This is a genomic window from Cupriavidus sp. 96C5-1 (assembly GCF_057798855.1).
In genome coordinates this window covers 96958-120322 of record NZ_JBYOJU010000019.1, presented here as the reverse complement: position 1 = coordinate 120322, position 23365 = coordinate 96958, and the positions used below count along the sequence as shown (strand labels likewise).

At 66.0% G+C, this 23365-nt stretch carries 22 protein-coding genes; 16 read left to right on the top strand and 6 right to left on the bottom strand.

Features of this window, described 5'->3' with window-relative positions; all coding sequences use genetic code 11:
• The first annotated feature begins 69 nt into the window (after nucleotides 1-69).
• The 3 genes from uvrA (at nucleotide 70) to AC3FOF_RS21105 (ending at nucleotide 3861) form a co-directional block, all read left to right on the top strand.
• Complete coding sequence (uvrA, locus tag AC3FOF_RS21115; protein WP_488727672.1) at nucleotides 70-2934, top strand: excinuclease ABC subunit UvrA; 2865 nt, start codon at nucleotides 70-72, stop codon at nucleotides 2932-2934.
• Nucleotides 2935-2943: 9 nt separating this feature from the next.
• Complete coding sequence (locus AC3FOF_RS21110) at nucleotides 2944-3291, top strand: hypothetical protein (RefSeq protein WP_276265700.1); 348 nt, start codon at nucleotides 2944-2946, stop codon at nucleotides 3289-3291.
• 84 nt (nucleotides 3292-3375) lie between these two features.
• Complete coding sequence (locus AC3FOF_RS21105) at nucleotides 3376-3861, top strand: adenosine-specific kinase (RefSeq protein WP_276265701.1); 486 nt, start codon at nucleotides 3376-3378, stop codon at nucleotides 3859-3861.
• Between the two features lie 20 nt (nucleotides 3862-3881).
• Here AC3FOF_RS21105 and AC3FOF_RS21100 read toward each other — a convergent pair whose 3' ends face one another.
• From AC3FOF_RS21100 to AC3FOF_RS21090, 3 genes are all read right to left on the bottom strand, one after another.
• On the bottom strand, nucleotides 3882-5567 hold the full coding sequence (locus AC3FOF_RS21100; protein ID WP_488727671.1) for a Na/Pi cotransporter family protein: 1686 nt from the start codon (nucleotides 5565-5567) through the stop codon (nucleotides 3882-3884).
• Between the two features lie 195 nt (nucleotides 5568-5762).
• Nucleotides 5763-6377: a LysE family translocator gene (locus tag AC3FOF_RS21095; protein ID WP_488727670.1), complete on the bottom strand. Its 615-nt coding sequence runs from the start codon at nucleotides 6375-6377 to the stop codon at nucleotides 5763-5765.
• Between the two features lie 74 nt (nucleotides 6378-6451).
• Nucleotides 6452-7024: an adenine phosphoribosyltransferase gene (locus AC3FOF_RS21090; protein WP_017230599.1), complete on the bottom strand. Its 573-nt coding sequence runs from the start codon at nucleotides 7022-7024 to the stop codon at nucleotides 6452-6454.
• Nucleotides 7025-7184: 160 nt separating this feature from the next.
• On the opposite strand from AC3FOF_RS21090, the gene AC3FOF_RS21085 reads away from it, so the two are divergent.
• Both AC3FOF_RS21085 and AC3FOF_RS21080 read left to right on the top strand, forming a co-directional pair.
• Nucleotides 7185-7763 (top strand): DJ-1/PfpI family protein, encoded by a 579-nt coding sequence (locus AC3FOF_RS21085; protein WP_017230598.1) that lies wholly within the window; start codon nucleotides 7185-7187, stop codon nucleotides 7761-7763.
• A 60-nt stretch (nucleotides 7764-7823) separates the two neighbouring features.
• Nucleotides 7824-8207 carry a ribbon-helix-helix domain-containing protein gene (locus tag AC3FOF_RS21080; RefSeq protein WP_276265703.1) on the top strand — a complete coding sequence of 128 codons (384 nt, stop codon included), beginning with the start codon at nucleotides 7824-7826 and terminating at the stop codon, nucleotides 8205-8207.
• 29 nt (nucleotides 8208-8236) lie between these two features.
• Here the strand turns inward: AC3FOF_RS21080 and AC3FOF_RS21075 are convergent, their stop codons facing one another.
• Entirely contained in the window at nucleotides 8237-10216 is a 1980-nt protein-coding gene (locus AC3FOF_RS21075; protein WP_276265704.1) for a monovalent cation:proton antiporter family protein, read from the bottom strand.
• Nucleotides 10217-10367: 151 nt separating this feature from the next.
• Between AC3FOF_RS21075 and AC3FOF_RS21070 the strand changes: the two genes are divergently transcribed.
• The 11 genes from AC3FOF_RS21070 to AC3FOF_RS21020 all read left to right on the top strand — a co-directional run bounded on the left by AC3FOF_RS21070 (nucleotide 10368) and on the right by AC3FOF_RS21020 (nucleotide 19897).
• Nucleotides 10368-11351, top strand: coding sequence for a KpsF/GutQ family sugar-phosphate isomerase (locus AC3FOF_RS21070; RefSeq protein WP_276265705.1), 984 nt, complete (start codon nucleotides 10368-10370; stop codon nucleotides 11349-11351).
• 22 nt (nucleotides 11352-11373) lie between these two features.
• Nucleotides 11374-12006 (top strand): LPS export ABC transporter periplasmic protein LptC, encoded by a 633-nt coding sequence (gene lptC / locus AC3FOF_RS21065; protein ID WP_488727669.1) that lies wholly within the window; start codon nucleotides 11374-11376, stop codon nucleotides 12004-12006.
• Between the two features lie 181 nt (nucleotides 12007-12187).
• The gene (gene lptA, locus AC3FOF_RS21060; RefSeq protein WP_035817072.1) at nucleotides 12188-12832 is read left to right on the top strand and encodes a lipopolysaccharide transport periplasmic protein LptA; all 645 of its coding nucleotides are present in this window, start codon (nucleotides 12188-12190) and stop codon (nucleotides 12830-12832) included.
• 43 nt (nucleotides 12833-12875) lie between these two features.
• Complete coding sequence (gene lptB, locus AC3FOF_RS21055) at nucleotides 12876-13661, top strand: LPS export ABC transporter ATP-binding protein (protein WP_276265706.1); 786 nt, start codon at nucleotides 12876-12878, stop codon at nucleotides 13659-13661.
• A gap of 138 nt (nucleotides 13662-13799) precedes the next feature.
• Complete coding sequence (locus tag AC3FOF_RS21050) at nucleotides 13800-15275, top strand: RNA polymerase factor sigma-54 (protein WP_017230418.1); 1476 nt, start codon at nucleotides 13800-13802, stop codon at nucleotides 15273-15275.
• A 49-nt stretch (nucleotides 15276-15324) separates the two neighbouring features.
• A complete protein-coding gene (gene hpf / locus AC3FOF_RS21045) occupies nucleotides 15325-15675 on the top strand; it encodes a ribosome hibernation-promoting factor, HPF/YfiA family (protein WP_006159435.1) in 351 nt (116 codons plus the stop codon).
• A 388-nt stretch (nucleotides 15676-16063) separates the two neighbouring features.
• Nucleotides 16064-16519 (top strand): PTS IIA-like nitrogen regulatory protein PtsN, encoded by a 456-nt coding sequence (gene ptsN, locus AC3FOF_RS21040; protein ID WP_035817077.1) that lies wholly within the window; start codon nucleotides 16064-16066, stop codon nucleotides 16517-16519.
• 77 nt (nucleotides 16520-16596) lie between these two features.
• Nucleotides 16597-17568: an HPr(Ser) kinase/phosphatase gene (gene hprK, locus AC3FOF_RS21035; protein WP_017230420.1), complete on the top strand. Its 972-nt coding sequence runs from the start codon at nucleotides 16597-16599 to the stop codon at nucleotides 17566-17568.
• Nucleotides 17569-17735: 167 nt separating this feature from the next.
• Complete coding sequence (locus tag AC3FOF_RS21030) at nucleotides 17736-18083, top strand: PsiF family protein (protein WP_488727668.1); 348 nt, start codon at nucleotides 17736-17738, stop codon at nucleotides 18081-18083.
• 118 nt (nucleotides 18084-18201) lie between these two features.
• On the top strand, nucleotides 18202-19128 hold the full coding sequence (rapZ, locus tag AC3FOF_RS21025) for an RNase adapter RapZ (protein WP_488727667.1): 927 nt from the start codon (nucleotides 18202-18204) through the stop codon (nucleotides 19126-19128).
• 82 nt (nucleotides 19129-19210) lie between these two features.
• Nucleotides 19211-19897: an LON peptidase substrate-binding domain-containing protein gene (locus tag AC3FOF_RS21020; protein WP_488727666.1), complete on the top strand. Its 687-nt coding sequence runs from the start codon at nucleotides 19211-19213 to the stop codon at nucleotides 19895-19897.
• Between the two features lie 149 nt (nucleotides 19898-20046).
• On the opposite strand, the gene mutY is transcribed toward AC3FOF_RS21020, so the two are convergent.
• Together mutY and AC3FOF_RS21010 are read right to left on the bottom strand one after the other, a co-directional pair.
• Complete coding sequence (mutY, locus tag AC3FOF_RS21015; protein WP_488727688.1) at nucleotides 20047-21207, bottom strand: A/G-specific adenine glycosylase; 1161 nt, start codon at nucleotides 21205-21207, stop codon at nucleotides 20047-20049.
• A gap of 89 nt (nucleotides 21208-21296) precedes the next feature.
• The gene (locus AC3FOF_RS21010; RefSeq protein WP_488727665.1) at nucleotides 21297-23240 is read right to left on the bottom strand and encodes a dynamin family protein; all 1944 of its coding nucleotides are present in this window, start codon (nucleotides 23238-23240) and stop codon (nucleotides 21297-21299) included.
• Nucleotides 23241-23365 lie beyond the last annotated feature (125 nt).

Sequence of the window (23365 nt, the reverse complement as noted above, 5' to 3'; positions counted from 1 at the left end):
TTCTTGAAATTCCGTGAGACCGGCCTGTCGACCCGACCGACGGCCCCGCCTGGCGAAGACAATCGGTATATGGAAGAAATTAGAATCCGTGGTGCCCGTACCCACAACCTGAAGAACATCAATCTCGATCTGCCTCGCAACAAGCTGATCGTGATCACCGGGCTTTCCGGATCGGGCAAGTCGTCGCTCGCCTTCGATACCTTGTACGCGGAGGGCCAGCGCCGCTATGTGGAGTCGCTGTCGGCCTACGCGCGCCAGTTCCTGCAACTGATGGAAAAGCCCGACGTCGACCTGATCGAAGGCCTTTCGCCGGCGATCTCCATCGAACAGAAGGCAACCAGCCACAACCCGCGCTCGACCGTAGGCACGGTCACCGAGATCCACGACTACCTGCGCCTGCTGTACGCCCGCGCCGGCACGCCCTACTGCCCCGACCACAACCTGGCCTTGCAGGCGCAGAGCGTCTCGCAGATGGTCGACGCCGCGCTGGCGCTGCCGGAAGACACCAAGCTGATGATCCTGGCGCCGGTGGTGGCCAACCGCAAGGGCGAACATTCCGACCTCTTCGACACCATGCAGGCGCAGGGTTTCGTGCGCTTTCGCATCCGCTCGGGCGGCGGCACCACGCACGAGGCGCCGGCGGTGGTCTATGAAGTGGACGCGCTGCCCAAGCTGAAGAAGACCGAGAAACACTCCATCGACGTGGTGGTGGACCGCGTCAAGGTGCGCGCCGACATCAAGCAGCGGCTGGCGGAATCCTTCGAGACCGCGCTGCGCCTGGCCGACGGCCGCGCCATCGCGCTCGAACTCGACACCGGCCACGAGCACGTGTTCAGCTCCAAGTTCGCCTGCCCGATCTGCTCGTATTCGTTGCAGGAGCTCGAGCCGCGCCTGTTCTCCTTCAACAATCCGATGGGCGCCTGCCCGAGCTGCGACGGCCTGGGCCAGATCACCTTCTTCGATCCCAAGCGGGTGGTGGCCTTCCCCAACCTGTCGCTGGCCTCGGGCGCCATCAAGGGCTGGGACCGCCGCAACCAGTTCTACTTCCAGATGCTGCAGAGCCTGGCGGCGTACTACGACTTCGAGCTGGACACCGCCTTCGAGGACCTGCCGGCCGAAGTGCAGGAGGTGGTGCTGCATGGCTCGGGCGAGGTGGAGATCCCTTTCACCTATATGAACGAGCGCGGCCGCACCACGGTGCGCGAGCATGCCTTCGAAGGCATCATCCCCAACCTGGAGCGGCGTTACCGCGAAACCGACTCCGTTGCGGTGCGCGAAGAACTGGCCAAGTACCAGAACAACCAGGCCTGCCCCGCCTGCCACGGCACCCGCCTGCGCACCGAGGCGCGGCACGTCAAGCTGGGCGAGAACGACCAGGCGCGCGCGATCTTCGAGATCAACGGCTGGCCGCTGCGCGATGCGCTGACGTATTTCCTCACGCTGGACATGCACGGCGCCAAGCGCGAGATCGCCGACAAGATCGTCAAGGAAATCACCGCGCGCCTCAACTTCCTCAACAACGTGGGGCTGGACTATCTCTCGCTCGAACGCAGCGCCGATACGCTCTCGGGCGGCGAGGCGCAGCGCATCCGGCTGGCCTCGCAGATCGGCTCGGGCCTGACCGGCGTGATGTACGTGCTCGACGAGCCGTCCATCGGACTGCACCAGCGCGACAACGACCGGCTGATCGGTACGCTCAAGCACCTGCGCGACATCGGCAACTCCGTGCTGGTGGTGGAGCATGACGAAGACATGATCCGCGCCTGCGACTACGTGGTCGACATCGGCCCGGGGGCTGGCGTGCACGGCGGCATGATCGTGGCCGAAGGCACGCCGCTGCAGATCGAGCAGTCGCCCGACTCGCTCACCGGGCAGTATATGTCCGGCGCGCGCCGCATCGAGGTGCCGGCCGAACGTGCCGCGCCCGACGAGGAAAAACTGCTGCGCATCGTCAACGCCACCGGCAACAACCTGCGCAACGTCAGCGCGGAGATCCCGGTGGGCCTGCTCACCTGCGTGACCGGCGTATCCGGCTCGGGCAAGTCCACGCTGATCAACGACACGCTCTACCACGCAGTGGCGCGCCACCTGTACGGCTCCACGGCGGAGCCCGCGGCGCACGACCGCATCGAGGGCCTGGAGCACTTCGACAAGGTCATCAACGTCGACCAGAGCCCGATCGGCCGCACCCCGCGCTCCAACCCCGCCACCTACACGGGCCTGTTCACGCCGATCCGCGAACTGTTCGCCGGCGTGCCCTCGGCCAAGGAACGCGGCTACGACCCGGGACGATTCTCCTTCAACGTCAAGGGCGGGCGCTGCGAAGCCTGCCAGGGCGATGGCGTGCTCAAGGTCGAGATGCATTTCCTGCCCGACGTCTACGTACCCTGCGACGTCTGCCACGGCAAGCGCTACAACCGCGAAACGCTGGAAGTGCTCTACAAGGGCAAGAACATCCACGAGGTACTCGACCTGACGGTGGAGCAGGCGCACGAGTTCTTCCACGCGGTGCCGGTGGTGCGGCGCAAGCTGAAGACGCTGCTCGATGTCGGCCTGGGCTATATCCGGCTGGGCCAGTCGGCCACCACGCTGTCGGGTGGCGAGGCGCAGCGCGTCAAGCTGTCGCTGGAACTGTCCAAGCGCGACACCGGCCGCACGCTCTACATCCTGGACGAGCCCACCACGGGCCTGCACTTCCACGATATCGAACTACTGCTCAAGGTCATCCACAAGCTGCGCGACCAGGGCAATACGGTGGTCATCATCGAGCACAACCTGGACGTGATCAAGACCGCCGACTGGCTGCTCGACATGGGCCCGGAAGGCGGTGCCGGGGGCGGCCAGGTGATCGCCAAGGGCACGCCGGAAACGGTGGCGAAGAGCCGCGCCAGCTTCACCGGCAAATACCTGGCGCCGCTGCTGGAGCGGCGCTGAGCGCACGGCATGCGGCAGCGTTCCAGCCTCATCCTCTGCGCCTGGCATTGCGCACTGCTGCTCGGCGGCACGGGTGCCGCCGGCCCCGCCGCGGCGCAGGCACAGGTCACGCCGATCGAGCTGGCCGCGCCGCAAGCGCGCGCGCTCGAAGAACCGGCCGCGCCCGCGGCCTCCGCCCCAGCCGCACGAGCCGATCAGCCTGCCAGCACGGCCCGGGCCGCAGGCAAGGCCAATGGCGAGGTCTCCGGCAGCCTGCCCCTGACGTTAGGCGGCGCGGTGCTGCTCGCGGCCATCGCCGCCTTGCTCCAGCGCCTGCGCAGCCGGCGCCGCAAGGGCGCCGCTCCGCCGCGCCGGTAGGCCCGCGCGGCGCCTTGCATTCGACCCGGGCCAGCCTACCATTGATTGAGTAGCCTCGATGCGGGCCACTGCAGGAGCATGGCCATGGAGATCATCGTAGTGCCGGTCACCAAGCCCGAGGCGACCAATTTCATCTTCGGACAGGCGCATTTCATCAAGACCGTGGACGACCTCCACGAGGCACTGGTGTGCGCAGTGCCGGGCATCCGCTTCGGGCTGGCATTCTGCGAGGCATCCGGCAAGCGCCTGGTGCGCTGGTCCGGCAACGACGACGCCATGATCGACCTGGCCTGCGAGAACGCGATGGCCATCGGCGCCGGCCACAGCTTCCTGCTGTTCCTCGGCGACGGCTTCTATCCGCTCAATGTGCTCTCCACCGTGCGCGCGGTGCCGGAGGTGTGCCGGATCTACTGCGCCACGGCCAATCCGACCGAAGTGGTGGTGGCGCAGACCGCGCAGGGCCGCGCGGTGCTGGGCGTGGTGGACGGCGCTTCGCCGCTCGGGCTGGAAACCGAGATCGACATCGCCTGGCGGCGCGACCTGCTGCGGGAGATCGGCTACAAGCTGTAGCCGCCGCGGGCTGCCCCGGCTCAATGTGCCTGTGCCGACGGCACCGCCTTCGCAGGCGGGTCGCCATCGTCTTCCTTCATGCGGCTGCGGTTGAGTGCGCCGGCGTCTTCCAGCACCGGATAGGCGGTGGCGCAGAACAGCGAATTCAAGCGTTTCAGGTCGCTGATGATATCGAGATGCAGGGAACTGGTCTCGATGCTCTCGGCGGTCTGCACTGCGACGCGCTGCAGGTGGCTGCGGGCGAACTCGCGCTCGAGATCGCGGAAGGTGGCTTTCTCGGCCATCAGCTGCTGCGCGCTCTTGAGGTCGCCGGAGAGGAACACCGACAGCCCCAGCCGCAGGTTGGCCACGACGCGCGCGTGCATCAGCGAGATCTCCTGCATGCCCGCTTCCGAGAAGGCCAGGTTGTGGGCGATCTTCTTTTCGCGCGTGTCCTGCAGGATGCGCTCGATGATGTCCCCGGCGTGCTCCAGATTGATGGTGAGCGAGATGATCTCGGTCCAGCGCCGGCCGTCGCGTTCGTCCAGCGCCTCCAGGCTGATCCGGGTCAGGTAGAGCTTGATGGCGGTGTAGAGATCGTCCACTTCGTCGTCGATGCGGCAGGTGGCGGCGGCCAGCTTGGCATCGTTGGTACGCAGCACGCGCAGCATATTGTCCAGCATCTGCTCGATGCGGTCGCCGATGCGCAGCACCTCGCGCGCGGCATTGGACAGCGCCAGCGCCGGCGTGGGCAGTGCAGCCGGATCGAGGTGGCGCGGGGTGACCTGGCTGTCGCCGGTGTTACGGCCTGGCAGCACCGCCTCGCACAGCCGCGCCAGCGGACCGGTGGCGCCCAGCAGCAGCAGCGCGAGCGCCACATTGAACAGCAGGTGGAAATTGACCACCAGCCGCTGCGGATCGGCATCGACCAGCGCCAGCAGGTGCTGCGCCTGCCCCAGCAAGGGCAGCGCGATCACGCAGCCGAGCAGGCGCGACAGCAGGTTGCCGAGCGTGACGCGCTTGCCGGGCTGGTTATTGCCCGAGGTGGTCAGCAGCGCGGAAATGCCCGACCCCAGGTTGGCGCCGAGCACCAGCGCCAGCGCCACATGCAGCGACACCACGCCGGCCGAGGCCAGCGCGCCGCAGAACAGCACCACCGCCAGGCTGGAGTAACACAGGATGGTGAGGAAGGCGCCGATCAGCATATCGAGCGCGGGATCGCCGGTCAGCGTGCCGAACAGCACCTTGACGCCGGCGGCCTGCACCACCGGTCGGGTGGCGATGGAAATCAACTCGAGCGCCAGCGTGATCAGGCCCAGCCCGATCAGCACGCGCCCGACATGGCCGGGCTTGCTGCCCTTCCATGACAGGTGCAGGATCACGCCGACGAAGATCAGCAGCGGCGACAGCCACGACAGGTCCAGCGAGAACACCTGCACCATGATGGCGGTGCCGACGTTGGCGCCCAGCATGATGGCCAGCGCCGGCGCCACGGCAATCAGGCCCTGGCCTACGAAAGAACTGACGATGACCGCCGTCGCATTGCTGCTCTGGACCAGGCCGGTCACGCCCAGCCCGGCCGCGAAAGCCGAGAACCGGTTGGAGATGCTCGAGGAGAGCACGTGGCGCAGGTTGGCCCCATACACGCGCAGGATGCCGACCTTGACGATATTGGTGCCCCACACCAGCAACGCCACGCCGGAAAGCAGATGAAGTAGTACGCCCATGGTGCGCCTTATGTGACCGGTGCCTCCATTGCCTATCGCAAGACTTCGCCCGGCCATCGTATTGTTGTCGATGGGGCATTATGCGCCCGCCGGCATGTGTGGGCAACGCCATGGCACGCGGCGGAAATGCCCTCAAACCCAATAGGCAAGCCGGTGCCGTGGTGGCGCGCCCACGGTCCTCCGGGGCGGGAACGCTCAGGCCGGCAGCGCCACCTTGATGCCGAGCGCCAGGAAGATGGCCCCCGCCACCCGGTCCAGCCAGCGGCCGGCGCCGGGCCGGTGCTTGAGCCAGTCGCCCAGCACGCCCGCGAACAGGCCGAACAGCGAGAACACCACCGCCGCCTGGAGCATGAACACCACGCCCAGCAACAGCATCTGCCAGCCTGCGTTGGCGGCATCGGCACGCACGAATTGCGGCAGGAAGACCAGGAAGAAAAGCGTCACCTTGGGGTTCATCAGGTTGGCGAGGACGCTCTGGCGGAACACCTTGGCGAGCGGCACCGCCGGCGCGTCGGCGCCCTTGCCCAGCGCGCCGCGCGAGCGCAGCGCCTGGATGCCAATCCAGACCAGGTAGGCGGCGCCGGCAAACTTGATGCACTGGAACGCCACCGGCGAGGAGCGCAGCACGGCGGCCAGGCCCACGGCCGCGACCACCGTATGGAAAAGGCAGCCCGAGGCAAAGCCCAGCGCCGCGACCACGCCGGCGCGCCGCCCCTGGGCCATGCCGCGCGCCAGCACCTGCAGGTTGTCGGGTCCGGGGGCGAGGGTGATTGCCACCGAGGTAGCGAGGAAGAGCAACAGGTCTGGCATGGCAAGCAACTCCGGGTCCGGGTGGCCGCGCCCGGGTGCAATGCCCGCGCGGCCGGCAGATCAATGGTCAGGCGTCAATGCCCTTCGAATCGGCAAACCGTGAACAGCGGCAGGCCGCTGTCGAGCAGGTGGCGAGAGCCGCCCAGCTCGGGCAGGTCGACGATGGCCGCGCCTTCCACCACCGTGGCGCCCAGGCGTTCGAGCAGCTTGCGGCCAGCCATCATGGTACCGCCGGTGGCGATCAGGTCGTCCACCAGCAGCACGCGGTCGCCCGGCTTGCAGGCGTCGGCGTGGATTTCCACCGTGGCGCTGCCGTACTCCAGTTCGTATTCCTCGGCCACGGTCTGGAAGGGCAGCTTGCCCTTCTTGCGGATCGGCACGAAGCCAAGGTTGAGCTCGTAGGCCAGGATGGCGCCCAGGATGAAGCCGCGCGCGTCGATGCCGGCCACCAGGTCGAGCCTGGCGTCCATGTAGCGGTGCACGAACACGTCAATCAGCACGCGCAGGGACTTGGGGTCCTGCAGCAGCGGCGTGATGTCGCGGAACATGACACCGGGTTGCGGCCAGTCGGGCACGGTACGGATGCGCTCGCGCAGGTAGTGGGTGACATCGCCAAGGGCGGACGACTGGATCGTGGTATTGGGCATGGGGAATCGGTTGGTCCCTGCCGGCGCGCCGGCAGGATGCGGTAATGGGTTACCACCCGGGCTGCCGCGAACGGCAACACAATGGGCCAGGCTCAGGCGGGCCGCACCGGCTCCGGCGCGGCGTCCCTGCCTGACAACCGTAACCATACAGGAGACCGCGATGGCCAAAAAGATCTTGATGCTGGTCGGCGACTATGCCGAAGACTACGAAACCATGGTGCCGTTCCAGGCCCTCCAGATGGTGGGCCACACGGTCCACGCGGTATGCCCGGACAAGGCCGCCGGCGCCAGCTGCGCCACCGCCATCCATGACTTCGAAGGCGACCAGACCTATACCGAGAAACGCGGGCATAACTTCACGCTCAACGCGAGCTTTGCCGATGTCGATCCGGCGGCCTACGACGGCCTGGTCATCCCGGGCGGGCGGGCTCCGGAATACCTGCGCCTGAACGAACGCGTGCTGGAGGTCGTGCGTCACTTCGCCAGCGCCAACAAGCCGATCGCCGCGGTCTGCCACGGCGCTCAGCTGCTGGCCGCAGCCGGCGTGCTGGAAGGCCGGACCTGCTCGGCCTACCCGGCCTGTGCGCCGGAAGTGCGCCTTGCCGGCGGCAAGTACGCCGACATCCCGGTCGACCAGGCCCACACCGACGGCAACCTGGTGACCGCGCCGGCCTGGCCGGCGCACCCCGCCTGGCTGGCGCAGTTCCTTGCCGTCCTGGGCACCAGGATCGTACATTAGAGGCTTCCGAACGCGGCTCGCGAGCTGGTCTCGCGGGCCGTCCCGAACGGGAGTTCCTCCATGTGTGAAATCTTCATCCGGGCCAATCCGCAGTCCTACGAGTGCCAGTCGCGCTCGCTGCGGCTGCATGGCGTGGCCACCAGCATCCGGCTCGAGAGCCTGTTCTGGGAAGTGCTGGAAGCGCTGGCGCAGCGGGATGGCATGAGCGTGGGCCAGCTCATCTCCCGGCTGCACGACGAACTGAGTGCCTACCGCGGCGAGGCGGCGAACTTCACGTCCTTCCTGCGGGTGTGCTGCCTGCGTTACCTGATGCTGCAGGGCGAAGGCCGCATTCCCGCCGACCAGCGGGTCCCGATCGGCTCGCTCGATGCGCGCGCCGTGCTGGACGGCCTGCCGCCGTCATGGGCGGAAGGCGCGCGCGCCACGAGCCGCGCCGCGGCCTGAACGCCAATCCCCGCGCGCCGGTTTCGCCGTCAGCCGGCGAGCATCCGCTGTTCGGCCACTTCCAGCGCCTCGGGCGGTCCGCGCAGCACGACGATGTCGCCCGGCTCCAGCACGGTTTCCGGTTCCGGGTCGAAGGCGCGGATGCCGCGCCGGCGCACCGCCGTCACCTCCACCCCGATCTGCTCCAGCCCGAGCGCGCCCAGGCGGCGTCCCACCGCGGTGGCTTCGGGACCGAGCGAGACGGAATGCAGGCGCACGGAATCCCGCTCGACCAGGTCCTCCTCGTCGTCGCGCCCGTGGAAATAGCCGCGCAGCAGGCTGTAGCGCGCATCGCGCGCCTCCTGCACCCCGCGCACCACGCGCCGCATCGGCACACCCAGCAGCACCAGGGCGTGCGATGCCAGCATCAGGCTGCCTTCGATGATTTCCGGCACCACCTCGGTGGCGCCAGCCTTTTGCAGCACATCCAGTTCCGAGTCGTCCACGGTGCGCACGATCACCGGCAATGCCGGCTCCAGTTCCTGCACGTGGTGCAGCACTTTGAGCGCCGAGGGCGTGTTGGCATAGGTGACGACGATGGCCGCCGCGCGGTGGATGCCCGCGGCAATCAGCGCCTCGCGCCGCCCGGCGTCACCGTACACCACGGTATCGCCGGCGCCGGCGGCCTCGCGCACGCGGTCGGGGTCGAGATCGAGCGCCACGTAGGTAATGCCCTCGCGCTCCAGCATATGCGCCAGGTTCTGGCCGCTGCGGCCAAAGCCGCAGATGATGGCGTGCTTCTCGGTCTGCAGGCTCTGCGCGGCAATGCGCGTCATATTGAGCGACTGCATCAGCCATTCGTTGGCGGCGAAGCGCAGCACGATGGCATCGCTGTACTGGATCAGGAACGGGGCCGCCAGCATCGACAGCAGCATGGATGCCAGGATCACCTGGATCAGCACCGGATCGACCAGGTTCAGCCCGTCGATCTGGTTGAGCAGCACGAAGCCGAACTCGCCGGCCTGCGCCAGCCCCAGCCCGGTGCGGATCGCCACCCCCTGGCGCGAGCCGAAGGCGCGTGCCAGGCCGGCGATCAGCACCAGCTTGAACACGATCGGCACGATCAGCAGCGCCAGCACCAGCCACAGGTGGTCGAGCACCACATGGATATTGAGCAGCATGCCGATGGTGACGAAGAACAGCCCGAGCAGCACATCGCGGAAGGGCTTGATGTCTTCCTCCACCTGGTGCCGGTAGGGCGTCTCGGAGATCAGCATGCCGGCCATGAAGGCGCCCAGCGCCATCGACAGGCCAAGCCGCTCGGTCAGGGCCGCCATGCCCAGCGTGACCAGCAGCAGGTTGAGCATGAACAGCTCCTGCGAGCGGCGCGCCGCCACCACGTGGAACCAGCGGCTCATCACCTTCTGCCCGACAAAGAAGATCAGGCTCAGCGCCACCACGATCTTGACCGTGGCCAGGCCCAGCGCCATCGCCATGTCGGAGGGATCGCGCGACAGGGCCGGGATCACGATCAGCAGCGGCACCACCGCCAGGTCCTGGAACAGCAGGATGCTGATGATGTTGCGCCCGTGCTCGCTTTCCAGTTCCAGCCGCTCGGAGAGCATCTTGGACACGATCGCCGTGGACGACATCGCCAGCGCGCCGCCGAGGGCTATCGAAGCCTGCCAGGACAGCGGGAACAGCCAGTTGAAGGCCCAGCTGGCCGGCACCACGGCCAGCATCGACAGCGCCACCTGCGAGCCGCCCATGCCGAACACCAGCCGTTTCATCGCCTTGAGCTTGCCCAGGCTGAATTCCAGTCCGATCGAGAACATCAGGAAGACCACCCCGAACTCGGCCAGGTACTTGGTCTGCGCGGTATCGCTGGCAAGGCCCAGCGCATGCGGCCCGATCAGGGTACCGACGGCCAGGTACCCCAGCATCGGCGGCAATTGCAGCATGCGGAAAGCGACCACGCCGAATACGGCGGCGGCCAGCAGGACGAGGGTCAGGTCCAGCGGAGAGTGCATCGGATGGGGTCAGGGTACGCCGGCCCGGGGCCGCGGCAGCCCGGCGCGGGCGGCCCTGCCGGCGGATAACGGCAAGCGCGGCAGCCACCTTGACCGCCCGATCGTCGGAACAGCCCAAGCGCCATCGCATTCGTTGGTATACTTCGTCGCCATGATAGCTAATTTCAATGCGGATCGAGCACTTCGGCTCGCTCGCGAAACCCTCCAGATCGAAGCCGACGCGGTCGCGGCCCTTGGCAGCCGCCTGGACGGCGCGTTCGCACAGGCCGTGCAACTGATTCTCCATTGCAGCGGACGCGTGGTGGTGTCGGGCATCGGCAAATCGGGGCACATAGGCCGCAAAGTGGCAGCCACCCTGGCGTCGACCGGCACGCCCGCCTTTTTCGTGCATCCCGCCGAGGCAAGCCATGGCGACCTGGGCATGGTGACGCGCGACGACGTGCTGATCGCCTTTTCCAATTCCGGGGAGACCTCCGAGCTGCTGTCGATCGTGCCGATCGTCAAGCGCATCGGCGCCAAACTGATCTCGGTGACCGGCAACGCCGCCTCCACCTTGGCCAAGCTGGCCGACGCCCACCTTGACGCGGGCGTGGAAAAAGAAGCCTGCCCGCTGAACCTGGCCCCCACCGCCAGCACCACCGCGGCGCTGGCACTGGGCGACGCGCTGGCGGTGGCGGTGCTGGACGCGCGCGGCTTCGGCGAGGAGGACTTTGCCCGCTCGCACCCGGGCGGGGCGCTCGGGCGCAAACTCCTGACCCACGTGCGCGACGTCATGCGCAGCGGCAACGCGGTGCCCAAGGTGCGCGAAAGCACGCCCCTGGCGCAGGCTTTGATGGAAATCACCCGCAAGGGCATGGCCATGACCGCCGTGGTGGACCCGGACGACCGCCTGATCGGCGTGTTCACCGACGGCGACCTGCGCCGCCTGCTGGAAACCCCGCGCGACTGGAAGACCGTGCCCATCAGCGAGGTGATGCACCGCTCGCCGCACACGGTGGGCCCGGACCAGCTCGCGGTCGAGGCCGTTCAGGTCATGGAGGCGAACCGTATCAACCAGATGCTGGTGGTCGATGCGGACCAGCGCCTGGTCGGCGCCCTGCACATCCACGACCTGACCCGCGCCAAGGTCATCTGATATCCGAGGCTAGCCACGACCTATGCGGGATTTCCTGTCCTCCCTGAGCCGGCTTGCGATGCGCATCCTGCCCCTGCTGCTGATGGCGCTGGTGGCCGGCAGCACTTTCTGGCTGGTGCAGGTCAATTCGCCGCGCGAAAGCACCGCGGGGCCGGTGGGCAAGAAGCACGAGCCCGATTACTACATGATCCGCTTCTCCGCCACCGAGCTTGCCGAGGACGGGAACACCAAGATGCGGTTCACCGGCGACAAGATGATCCACTTCGAGGACGACCAGACCTACGCGGTGACGCGCCCGGCCATGCGCGCCTACGAGATCGGCCGCCCGCCCGTCACCGGCCACTCCGACCGCGGCACGATGAACGCGGAAGGCTCGGTGATAGACCTGTTCGGCAACGCCTTCATCGTGCGCGCGCAGGGTCCCGAAGCCGCCAAGGATCCTCAGATGACCGCCGCCTCGGAATATTTCCAGGTGCTGATCAACGATGACATCGTCAAGACCGACAAGGCTGTCAGACTGACCCGCGGTCCGTCGGTGATGACCGCCAACGGCCTGATCTTCAACAATGTCACCCGGGAAGTACAATTGCTGGGTAATGTACGCGGCACCATCATTACGGTGCCACCGCCGGCGAGCCCAGCGAAGAACCCCTGACAAGACCAAGATCCGAGAGGCTGTTGCCAGATGAAGCAAAGCATGGCCAGGCGTGCGGGCGCAGACAATACCGATTCCGGTACCGTCTGCGCAGCCCCGCCGGCTTCATCAGGGAACGGTCGCCAGGAAACAAAGCCGCCCGCGGGCCAGAGCCGTCCGCGCAAACCGCCATCACGCCAACATGAATCCATTCCTGACGACATCGTCCTGTCGCCGCCGCAGCACTGCTGCATTGCTGACGCTGGCAGCCGTCCTCGGCCTCACGCTGGCCACACCCGCCAGCGCCGAAAAAGCCGACCGCGATAAGCCGCTGGTGCTGGAGGCCGACAACGCCAGCTACGACGACGTCAAGCAGGTCTATGTACTGACCGGCAACGTGGTGCTGACCAAGGGCACCATGGTGCTGAAATCCGACGCGGCCGAAGTCCGCACCGACCCCGAGGGCTACCAGTACGCGGTGGCGACCTCCAAGGGCGCCAAGCAGGCCTATATCCGCCAGAAACGCGACAATGTCGACGAATACATCGACGGCTGGGGCGACCGCATCGAATACGACGGCAAGCAGGAACTGTCCAAGCTGATCGGCCGCGCCCGCATGGCGCGCCTGGCCGGCGCCAAACTGGTGGATGAAATCCGCGGCGCGTTGATCACCTACGACAGCCGCAACGAGTTCTACACCGCCACCGGCGGCGCCGAGAATGCAACGGCGGGCAGCCCGTCCGGACGCGTGCGCGCGGTGTTGTCGCCACGCCAGGAACAGCCCGCCAGCGGCGCCGCCGGCAGCCCGGTGCAACTCAAGCCAGCACCCGCTCCCGTCAATCCCTGACCCCGACGCCGAAGCGTCGCCCCGATCCACGGATTCCGCCTTCATGACCGCTACCCAAACCGCACCGTCCCAGCCCGCCACCCTGAAGGACAGCAGCACGCTGGTCGTGCGCCACCTGAAGAAGCGCTACGGCTCGCGCACGGTGGTCAAGGACGTGTCCCTCGACGTGAAGAGCGGCGAGGTGGTGGGCCTGCTCGGCCCCAACGGCGCGGGCAAGACCACTTCGTTCTACATGATCGTTGGACTGGTGGCGCTGGACGAGGGCGACATCGTGCTCGACGACAAGCACATCAGCGGCCTCGCCATCCACGAGCGGGCACGCATGGGCCTGTCCTACCTGCCGCAGGAAGCGTCGGTGTTCCGCAAGCTCAACGTGCAGGAAAACATCCGCGCGGTGCTGGAACTGCAGCTCGACAACGGCAAGCCGCTTGGCAAGGCCGAGATCGAGCGCCGGCTGGACACCCTGCTGGACGACCTGCAGATTGCCCACCTGCGCGACAACCCGGCGCTGTCGCTGTCCGGCGGCGAGCGCCGCCGCGTGGAGATCGCCCGCGCCCTTGCCTCTGCCCCGCGTTTCATCCTGCTCGACGAACCCTTCGCCGGCGTCGACCCGATCGCGGTTGGCGAAATCCAGCGCATCGTCAGCTTCCTCAAGGCGCGCAATATCGGCGTGCTGATCACCGACCACAATGTGCGCGAAACGCTGGGCATCTGCGACCACGCCTACATCATCAGCGAAGGCGCGGTGCTGGCCGCTGGCCAGCCCGAGGACATCATTGCCAACGAATCGGTGCGCAAGGTCTACCTGGGCGAGAATTTCCGCATGTAGGGATGCCGCGCGGCACCGGCCGCGCACCTGTGCATGCGTGGCTCCACTGTCGCCTTTTAGCGTGCAATCGATCACGGCGACACCAGCGATAGCAATTTCCGTTCCACCAGTCCGGGAGTTGGGCATAAAATAGGCCGCATGAAACCGTCGCTACAGCTCCGCCTCTCGCAGCATCTCGCTCTCACGCCGCAACTCCAGCAGTCGATCCGGCTGCTGCAACTGTCCACGCTCGAGCTGCAGCAGGAAGTGGAACAGGCACTGACCGAGAATCCGCTGCTCGAACGCGAAAACGACTGGATCGAAAGCCCGTTGCGCGTGTCCTCGGATGGCTCCGTCAACCTGCAAAGCGCGCCGGCGCCGGCGCCGGCCGACGGCCAGGGCACCAGCGAGAACCGCCCCGACGGCGCCCCCGAAGCAGAAGACGGCTACAGCGACAGCGGCGAGGACTATGGCAACGACTGGAGCCTCGACGACTTCGCCCGCCGCCCGCAGGGCGACGACGATGAAAAAACGCCGATGCAGCTGCGCGACGCCGAGCCCACGCTGCGCGAACACCTGATGGAACAGCTCGCGCCGCTCAAGATTTCGCTGCGCGACAAGGGGCTGGCCATCTTCCTGATTGAATCGCTGGACGACGACGGCTACCTGAGCACCACGCTGGAAGAAATATGCAGCGAGCTGCCGGAAGAGCTCGAGTTCGAGGTCGATGAGATCCAGGCAATCCTGACCCTGCTGCAGAGCTTCGACCCGCCTGGCGTCGGCGCGCGCAACGCGGCCGAATGCCTGGCGCTGCAACTGCGCCGTCTGAAGCATCCGCAGCGCGACCTCGCGCTGACCATTGTCGGCAGCCACCTGGAACTGCTCGCGGTGCGCGACTACACGCGCCTGAAGAAAGCGTTGCAGGTGGACGAGCCCGAACTCAAGGCCGCGCATGAACTGATCCGCTCCCTGGCGCCCTATCCGGGCCACGCATACAGCCGGCCGGAGGCCGATTTCGTCGTGCCGGATGTTTTCGTAAGAAAAATCAGCGGCGGCTGGATCGCCCAGCTCAACCCGGATGTGATGCCGCGGCTACGTATCAACGACATGTACGCGCAGATTTTGCGCGGTGCAAAAGGCGACGCGGGCGCGGCCGGATTGCAGCAGAAGCTGCAGGAAGCGCGCTGGTTGATCAAGAACATCCAGCAAAGGTTCGATACGATATTGCGCGTCGCACAAGCTATTGTCGAACGTCAAAAGAACTTCTTCACCCATGGTGAAATTGCGATGCGCCCCTTGGTTTTGCGGGAGATTGCCGATACACTGGGTTTACACGAGTCCACCATCTCTCGGGTGACTACCAATAAATACATGGCAACGCCGATGGGGACTTTCGAGCTGAAGTATTTTTTCGGCAGTCACGTATCCACAGAAACCGGCGGCGCGGCCTCTTCAACGGCAATTCGTGCGTTGATCAAGCAATTAATAGGAGCCGAAGACCCCAGGAATCCCCTGTCCGACAGCCGGATTGCCGAATTGCTCGGCGAGCAAGGCTTCGTGGTGGCACGGCGTACCGTTGCCAAGTACCGCGAGGCGCTCAAGATTCCTGCCGTCAATCTCCGCAAGACTTTGTAGCCGAGCTGCGTCGCCTGCCTGATGCAGCTCTTTCAGAAGGAGAAACGCTATGAACTTCAAGATCAGTGGACACCACTTGGACATCACGCCTCCCCTGCGTGAGTACGTGGAAACGAAACTGGAGCGTATCGTCAGGCATTTCGATCAAGTCATTGGCGTAAGTGTGCTGCTCTCTGTCGACAATACAAAAGAAAAGGACCGGCGGCAGTACGCGGAAATCAATCTACATCTCAAGGGCAAGGACATCTTTGTCGAGGCGCATCACGAAGACCTGTATGCCGCTATCGACGCGCTAGTCGACAAGCTCGACCGGCAGGTGATTCGCCACAAGGATCGCGTGCAAAGCCATGACCGCGAAGCGGTCAAGTACCAGATGGCCGCATCGCAGATGCAGCAATGACCGTGCCTGGCGGCCCACGGACCGGGCCGCCGGTGTCAGTCCCTTGAAACCGGAATAAAGCCGCGCCGTTGCGCGGCTTTTTTGCGTCCGCCGCTTCCCTGCTTGCCAGCAGGCCCGCGGGGGATTCCGCAAGGCATCCCTCCCGGTGTATGCTGCGCAATACATAGATCCTTGGTCCGGTCATTTTTCCGCGCGCGCGGCACCGCTACCGCGCATCGGCTATTGCAATGCACAAGGCGGGGGCAGGCCTGCTCTATAATGGCCAGACGCCCGGCACCGGCATGGGGACCACCGGTGGCACCACGGGCCTTGGTGTCTATATTCATTTAGCCCGTCGGGACGCCGCCTGCCCCGGGGCCCGCTTACCAGAAAACCCTGCGCATTCCACATGAATCGTTTGGCTAAATTGCTGCCACCCGGCAACATCAACCTCGACGTCACCGTCACCAGCAAGAAGCGCGTGTTCGAACAGGCCGGGCTCCTCTTCGAGAACAACCATGGCGTAGCGCGCGCGACAGTGACCGACAACCTGTTCGCCCGCGAGTCGCTGGGATCCACCGGCCTGGGTGCCGGGGTTGCGATCCCGCACGGCCGTATCAAGGGGCTGAAGCAGCCGCTGGCCGCATTCATGCGCCTGGCCGAGCCCATCCCCTTTGAATCTCCCGACGGCAAGCCGGTGGCGCTGCTGATCTTCCTGCTGGTGCCTGAACAGGCTACCCAGCAGCATCTGGAGATCCTCTCCGAGATCGCCCAGCTGCTATCCGACCGCGAGATGCGCGACGGACTGGCCACCCTGCCCACGCCGGATGCCGTGCACCAGTTGCTGACGCAATGGCATCCTTGAACCGGCCTGACGGCTATTATCCAGGCGAGCCGGGCTCTGACCCGGCAACCTGAAAGCTCGCCCCTGAAAGCACCCGCATGGAACTCACTGGCGTCACCTCGCAGTCGATCTTCGACGACAACGCAGCCGATATCAAACTCTCCTGGGTAGCAGGACTGGAGGGCGCGGACCGGGCCTTCGACGTCGAGTTTGCGCGTGAAGCCACCTCCGCGGCCGATCTCGTCGGCCACTTGAACCTGATCCACCCGAACCGGATCCAGGTGCTGGGCAAGCCGGAAATCACGTATTACCAGCGTCTCGACGACGAGATGCGCAAGCGCCAGATGGGCGAGCTGATCCTGCTGGAACCGCCCTTCCTGGTGATCGCCGACGGCATGGAGCCGCCGCCCGACCTGGAACTGCGCTGCACGCGCTCGTCGACCCCGCTGTTCACCACGCCGGTCTCGTCGGCGGCGGTGATCGATCACCTGCGGCTCTACCTGTCCCGCATTTCCGCGCCGCGCGTCACCATGCACGGCGTGTTTCTCGACATTCTCGGCATGGGCGTGCTGATCATGGGCGAATCCGGCCTGGGCAAGAGCGAACTCGGCCTCGAACTGATCTCGCGCGGCCACGGGCTGGTGGCGGACGATGCCGTGGATTTCGTGCGGCTGGGGCCGGATTTCATCGAAGGCCGCTGCCCGCCGCTGCTGCAGAACCTGCTGGAGGTACGCGGCCTGGGGCTGCTGGACATCAAGACCATCTTCGGCGAAACCGCGGTACGCCGGAAAATGAAGATGAAACTGGTGGTCCAGCTGGTACGCCGCAACGACGGCGAATTCGAGCGCCTGCCTCTGGACTCGCAGTATCTCGACGTACTCGGCCTGCCTATCCATATGGTCAAGATCCAGGTGGCGGCCGGCCGAAATCTCGCCGTGCTGGTCGAAGCCGCCGTACGCAACACCATCCTGCGCCTGCGCGGCATCGACACCCTGCGTGACTTCATGGATCGCCAGCGCGCCGCCATGCAGGCCGACGTCGCGTCGCGAGGCCAGGGACGCCTGCTTTAGCCGGACCGGCCGCTCCGTTTTCAATTGCTTACATCCTGCCGCATACCGATCGTCAACGCGTTTGGGGCAAAGGCCGTTTTGTGCTGTAATGGGCATGAGCCCAGCCCCGGAGTTGCCGCGCCGACAGGCCAGCAGCCATGAAGTTTTCCACAGCCAGGAGAGCAAGCATGAAAAAATTGATCGCGATGTGCGCGCTGGTAGCCCCGCTTTTCGCCAGCGGCGCCTTCGCCCAGAATGCACCGGCCGCCGCGCCGGCTGCTCCGGCAGCGGCCGCAGCACCTGCGGCGGCAGGCACGCAGCAGGACAAGATGAAGGTCTGCAATACGCAGGCCGCCGGCAAGAAGGGCGACGAACGCAAGTCCTTCATGAAGGACTGCCTGTCCAACAAGCCCGCAGCCGCTCCCGTCAAGAACAGCCAGCAGGAGAAAATGAAGGCGTGCAACAAGGAAGCCACTGGCAAGAAGGGCGATGAACGCAAGGCCTTCATGAAAGACTGCCTGTCCAAATCGGCGTAAGCGCCCTGGCCTCGCCGATGGCGCGGCATGTGCAAGAAGGCGAACCTGGCGGTTCGCCTTTTTTACTGGGGACGCCGTCATGACGGCGTCATCCTCCTGATGCTATGCTTGCGTTGCTATGCGCATCATACTCATCACCGGAATCTCCGGCTCCGGCAAATCCGTTGCCCTGAACGTACTGGAAGACGCAGGCTATTATTGCGTGGACAACCTTCCAGCCCAGTTCATCCCGGAATTGGCCCGCTACCTTGCCGCCCAGGGCTATACGCATCTAGGTGTCGCTACCGATATCCGCAGCCGCGAATCGCTGGACCAGCTACCCGGCACCCTGCGCGACCTCGCCTCCGAACACGAGGTCCGGGTGGTCTTCCTGACCGCCAGTACCGATGCACTGGTGCAGCGCTACTCCGAGACCAGGCGGCGCCACCCGCTGTCGATGCGCACCGACCGGACGGGCGCGCCCGTCGGCACGCCGGGTGCGGAAAACGCGAGCATGGCAGACAGCACCGGCAGCACGCCCTTCAACGACACCTCGCTGATCGAGGCCATCGAGATGGAGCGCGAACTGCTGAGCCCCCTCGCCGAGGCGGCTCACCGCATCGATACCAGCAATGTGCGCACCAATACGCTGCGCGCCTGGATCAAGGAATTCGTACGCGGCGACGACCTGCGGCTCACCCTGCTGTTCGAGTCGTTCGGCTTCAAGCATGGGGTACCTAGCGACGCCGACATGGTGTTCGACGTACGCTCCCTGCCCAATCCCTATTACGATCTGGCCCTGCGCCCGCTGACCGGCCGCGACGCGCCGGTGATCGATTTCCTGCAAAGCCAGCCCATGGTGCTGGCCATGGCCGAGGACATCCGCGCCTACGTCGAAAAGTGGCTGCCGAGTTTCATCGCCGACAACCGCAGCTACCTGACAGTCGCCATTGGCTGCACCGGCGGCCAGCACCGCTCGGTATACATCGCCGAAAGACTTGCCAACTATTTCCGCGCCCATGGTAATGTGCTGGTGAGACACCGCGAGCTAGCGCCCGGAGGTTAAGCTGGCCGGGCCGGAATTCGCGGCCACGCTCGGCGAGGGTTGACTACTCCCCTCACCTGCCCGAAACCCTTGCTGGTCAAGCATGTCCTCACCCGCCACGACCGCCGCTCCCGGCCCATCGGCCTCGCCCGCCGCACCGCATGCCACAGCAGCGGCGCCCAGGCTGGATAGCCTGCCGCTGTTTCCGCTGCACACCGTGCTGTTTCCCGATGGCCTGCTGCCGCTGCGCGTGTTCGAAGCGCGCTACGTGGACATGGTGCGCGCCTGCATGCGCGACCGCACGCCTTTTGGCGTCTGCCTGATCGCCAGCGGCAACGAGGTCGCACACCCCGGGGAACCCACCGTACCGGAGACCATCGGCTGCCTGGCCGACATCGTCGACTGCAATATGGAGCAGCTCGGCGTCCTCCTGATCAGCGCACGCGGCCGCCAGCGCTTTCGCCTGCTGGGCCACAGCGTACGGCAGGACAGCCTGCTGGTGGGCCAGGCGGAATTGCTGCCGCCCGACATCATCGACTGCAAACTGGAACTGCTGGGCGAATGCCTGGCGGTGCTGCGGCGCATCGTCGCTTCGCTGCACGCCGAACATCCCGGCAAGCTCCCGTTCGCCGAGCCCTTCCTGTGGGACGACCCCAGCTGGGTGGCGAATCGCCTGTGCGAGCTGCTGCCGGTGCCGCTCAAGGCCAAGCAGATGCTGATGGCGCTGCCCGATGCAGGGATGCGGATCGAGATCGTGCACAAATACATGCACCAGCATCACATCCTGTAGGGACCTGAGGCGCCGGGCGAAGCAGACCGGATGCGCCAAGACCATCTGCAATGACGACGGGGTTTACACCCTCTCCCCTCATGGCCTCATGGGGAGAGGGGAGAAAACCTGTGTCAGCAAAATCGCCCGCCCTGAAATCCGGCGAACCTTTAAAACAGCCCCCGCCGGGCCTGCGCCTCCAGCAGTTTCCGCACCGGCGCCGGAGTGCCCACTGCATCCAGATCGTCCAGCGAGAGCCAGCGTAGCGCGGCGCCGCCATCTGCATCGCGCACAGTCAGGCCGGTGACGTCCACGCGAATGGCGCGGATCAGCAGGCGGAAGTGGGTAAAGACGTGGGTGAGTTCGCCGACCATGCTGGCGCTGCTCGGCGTGCCGAATTCACGGGCGCGTTCCAGCGCGGCGTCTTCGGCCAGCTCGGCGTCGAAGGGCACGGTGTCGACCGCCATCTCCGGCAGGCTCCACAGGCCGCCCCAGATGCCGCTGTCGGGACGCAGCGAGAGCAGCACTTCGCGGTCACGGCGCACCAGCAGCATCACGGTGCTGCGCTCGGGAATGGCAGCACGCGGCTTGGGCGTGGGCAGCACGGCCGTCAGGCCGTCGCGGCGCGCCACGCAGTCGGTCGCCAGGGGGCACGCCACGGCGTCGGCCAGACAGGCCGGCTTGCCGCGCGAGCAGACCGTTGCGCCGAGGTCCATCAGGCCCTGCGTGTAGGAGACCATGTCTTCGGCCTGCCGCGGCCCCATGGCAGGCAGGACCTCGCCGGCAAGCTGCCACATGCGGGTTTCGACCGCCTTGACGCCCGGGTGGCCATGGATGCCGAAGAACCTCGCGAACACACGCTTGACGTTGCCGTCCAGGATGGGCGAGCGCACGCCGGCGCTGAACGCGGCCACCGCTGCCGCGGTCGAGCGGCCGATGCCGGGCAGTGTCACCAGCACGTCAGGATCGGTCGGGAACACGCCGCCGTGTTCGCTCATGACCGTCTTCGCGCAGCGGTGCAGGTTGCGGGCGCGCGAGTAGTAGCCAAGCCCCGCCCAGAGCGCCATCACTTCGTCGGCACTGGCCTGCGCCAGCGCCGCCACGGTAGGCAGGCGGCTGACGAAGCGCTGGAAATATTCGATGACCGCGCTGACCTGGGTCTGCTGCAGCATGATCTCCGAGAGCCAGATGCGATAAGCGTCGCGGGTGTTCTGCCATGGCAGGTCATGACGCCCGTGCTGGCGCTGCCACGCCACCACGCGCATGGCGAAATCGGCGGGCACGGCACTGGGAGGGAGATTGGCAGGAGAGGCGGCAGGCTTGCGGGGCATTGAGAACGTGACGGGAAAGGCGACAGCGCCGGAGCGGCGGCGCGTCATGATACCGCCTCACCGCCTCCGGCACTGCCGTTCGGCCGCTTTCAGGCGGCGACGGCCTTGAGCTGCCCCGCGTCGCCGTGCGGCTGCATGACCTGCCTGGAGAAGGACTCGATACGCCCGCTGCGCTCGTCCAGCCCGTTCAGGACTTCCTCGAGCTGCGCGATGCGGCTCTCGAGCGTGTCGGTAGCCTCATGGATGCGCTCGATCGAATCGACCCGGCGGCGCAGCTGCTTCTGGTGCTCGCGCACCTGTGCCTCGAGCGGCGTCATCACGGACTTGAGCCAGATCTCGATATCGCGGTTGAGATCGCGGAAGGTCTCCAGCACGCGGCTGGCGATCGTAGCGAACGCGCTTTGTACCAGTTGGGGACGCGAGCGCGTCAGTATGTTCATGGTGCCGAAGTGCGCATGGGCAAGCGCCAGCGTCTGCTGCAGTTCGCTGAGGTAGCGCGCGGTGACGAACTGGATCGGCGCGGGCAGCGTAAAGCCGTGCTCGGCATTGAAGCGCCGGTACATGCTGTCGGTGAGCTGGTGGAGCTGGACGATTTTCTGATCGGCCTCGCTGACCAGCTGGCCCAGACGCGCGAACAGCTCGTCCATATCCTCGCGCATGCCGCGCGAGAAAAAACGCTCCTTCATCTGCTCGCGCCGCTCGCGCATGGCCTGGCGCACGTCGCGCAGCTGCAGGCTCTTGATGATGTCGGCGCTGTGGCGCCCGAACACCAGCCGCAGCGCCTGGAACTTGGCGATACTCTGCTCGAACTCTTCCTTCTCCGACTGTACGCGCATCAGCATGTGCTTGACCATGGCGTGGTTCTTGCCGCGCAGTCCGCGCAACTCGAACAGTTGCTCGACGATGCTGCGGCGGCGGCTCTGCAGCAGTTGCTGCGCACCACGCGCCATTTCCGCCACCGAGCGCTGCACCTGGTCGGCGACGATCTCGCGCCGCTGCGGGATCAGTTGGTCCGACAGCACGTGCTCGAACTGCGGCAGGCCACTGCGCACCAGCAGGTCGTCGTCGTGCGTGACCTTGGCAACCAGGCCCTTCTGCGCCGACACCGGATAGACGCGCGACTCGTCGATGCCCAGCACCTGGGCGCTGGTGGTGACCTGGTGCGTGATCTCGGCCGCGGTCTCCGCCGGCGACTTGAGCGGATCCCACAAGCCGTCGATCTTGTTCAGCACCGCCAGGCAGCCCTTGCGATGGCCGGCGCTGACATGGCTGCGCCAGAGCGCCAGGTCGCTCTTGGTGACGCCGGCGTCGGCCGCCAGCATGAACACCACCACGTGCGCATCCGGAATCAGGCGCAAGGTCAGCTCGGGCTCGGTGCCGATCGCGTTGAGCCCCGGCGTGTCCAGAATCACCAAGCCCTGCCGCAGCAGCGGATGCGGGAAGTTGATGACCGCATGGCGCCAGCGCGAAATCTCCACCATGCCGTCGGCATCGAGCGCGTAGGCGGCATCGGGATCGTTCTCGTTGTACAAGCCGAGCGACTCGGCCATCGTACGCGTCACGCGGCTGGTCTCGATCACATGCCTGAATGCATCGAGCATGCCGTCGGGCGAAGACGGATCGAGCGGCACGGTATGCCAATGCGAGTCGACATCGAGGAAATCGGCAGTGGATGCTTCCTGCAGGCGCGTCTCGATCGGCAGCAGGCGGATGGACGGCGCCTCGGCCTCGTCGTAGCGCAGCTCCGTGGGGCACATGGTGGTACGGCCGGCGGAGGACGGCAGGATACGCCGGCCGTAGTCCGCGAAGAAGATCGCGTTGATCAGCTCGCTCTTGCCCCGCGAGAACTCCGCGATAAAGGCCACCTTGAGCCGGTCGCTTTTGAGCACGGCCTGGATGCGCTGGACCCGTTCGTCGGCCTGGGCGTCGTAGAGATCGTGCTGCTGCAGCCAGGAGCGGAATTCGGCCAGGGAATGGAGCACCCCGGTTCTCCAGGCGCCATATTGTTCGAATTGAAGGGCGAGGGTTGTCATTGGCACTGGGGTCGGCTTGGCGATCAGCCCCCGCTGCGGCACCGCAGGCACGGCGTCTTGATGTCCGATGGCCTGCATCCGGGCGGTGACCGGGTGTTTCTGTAACACTTTTTTACCTTATTGAA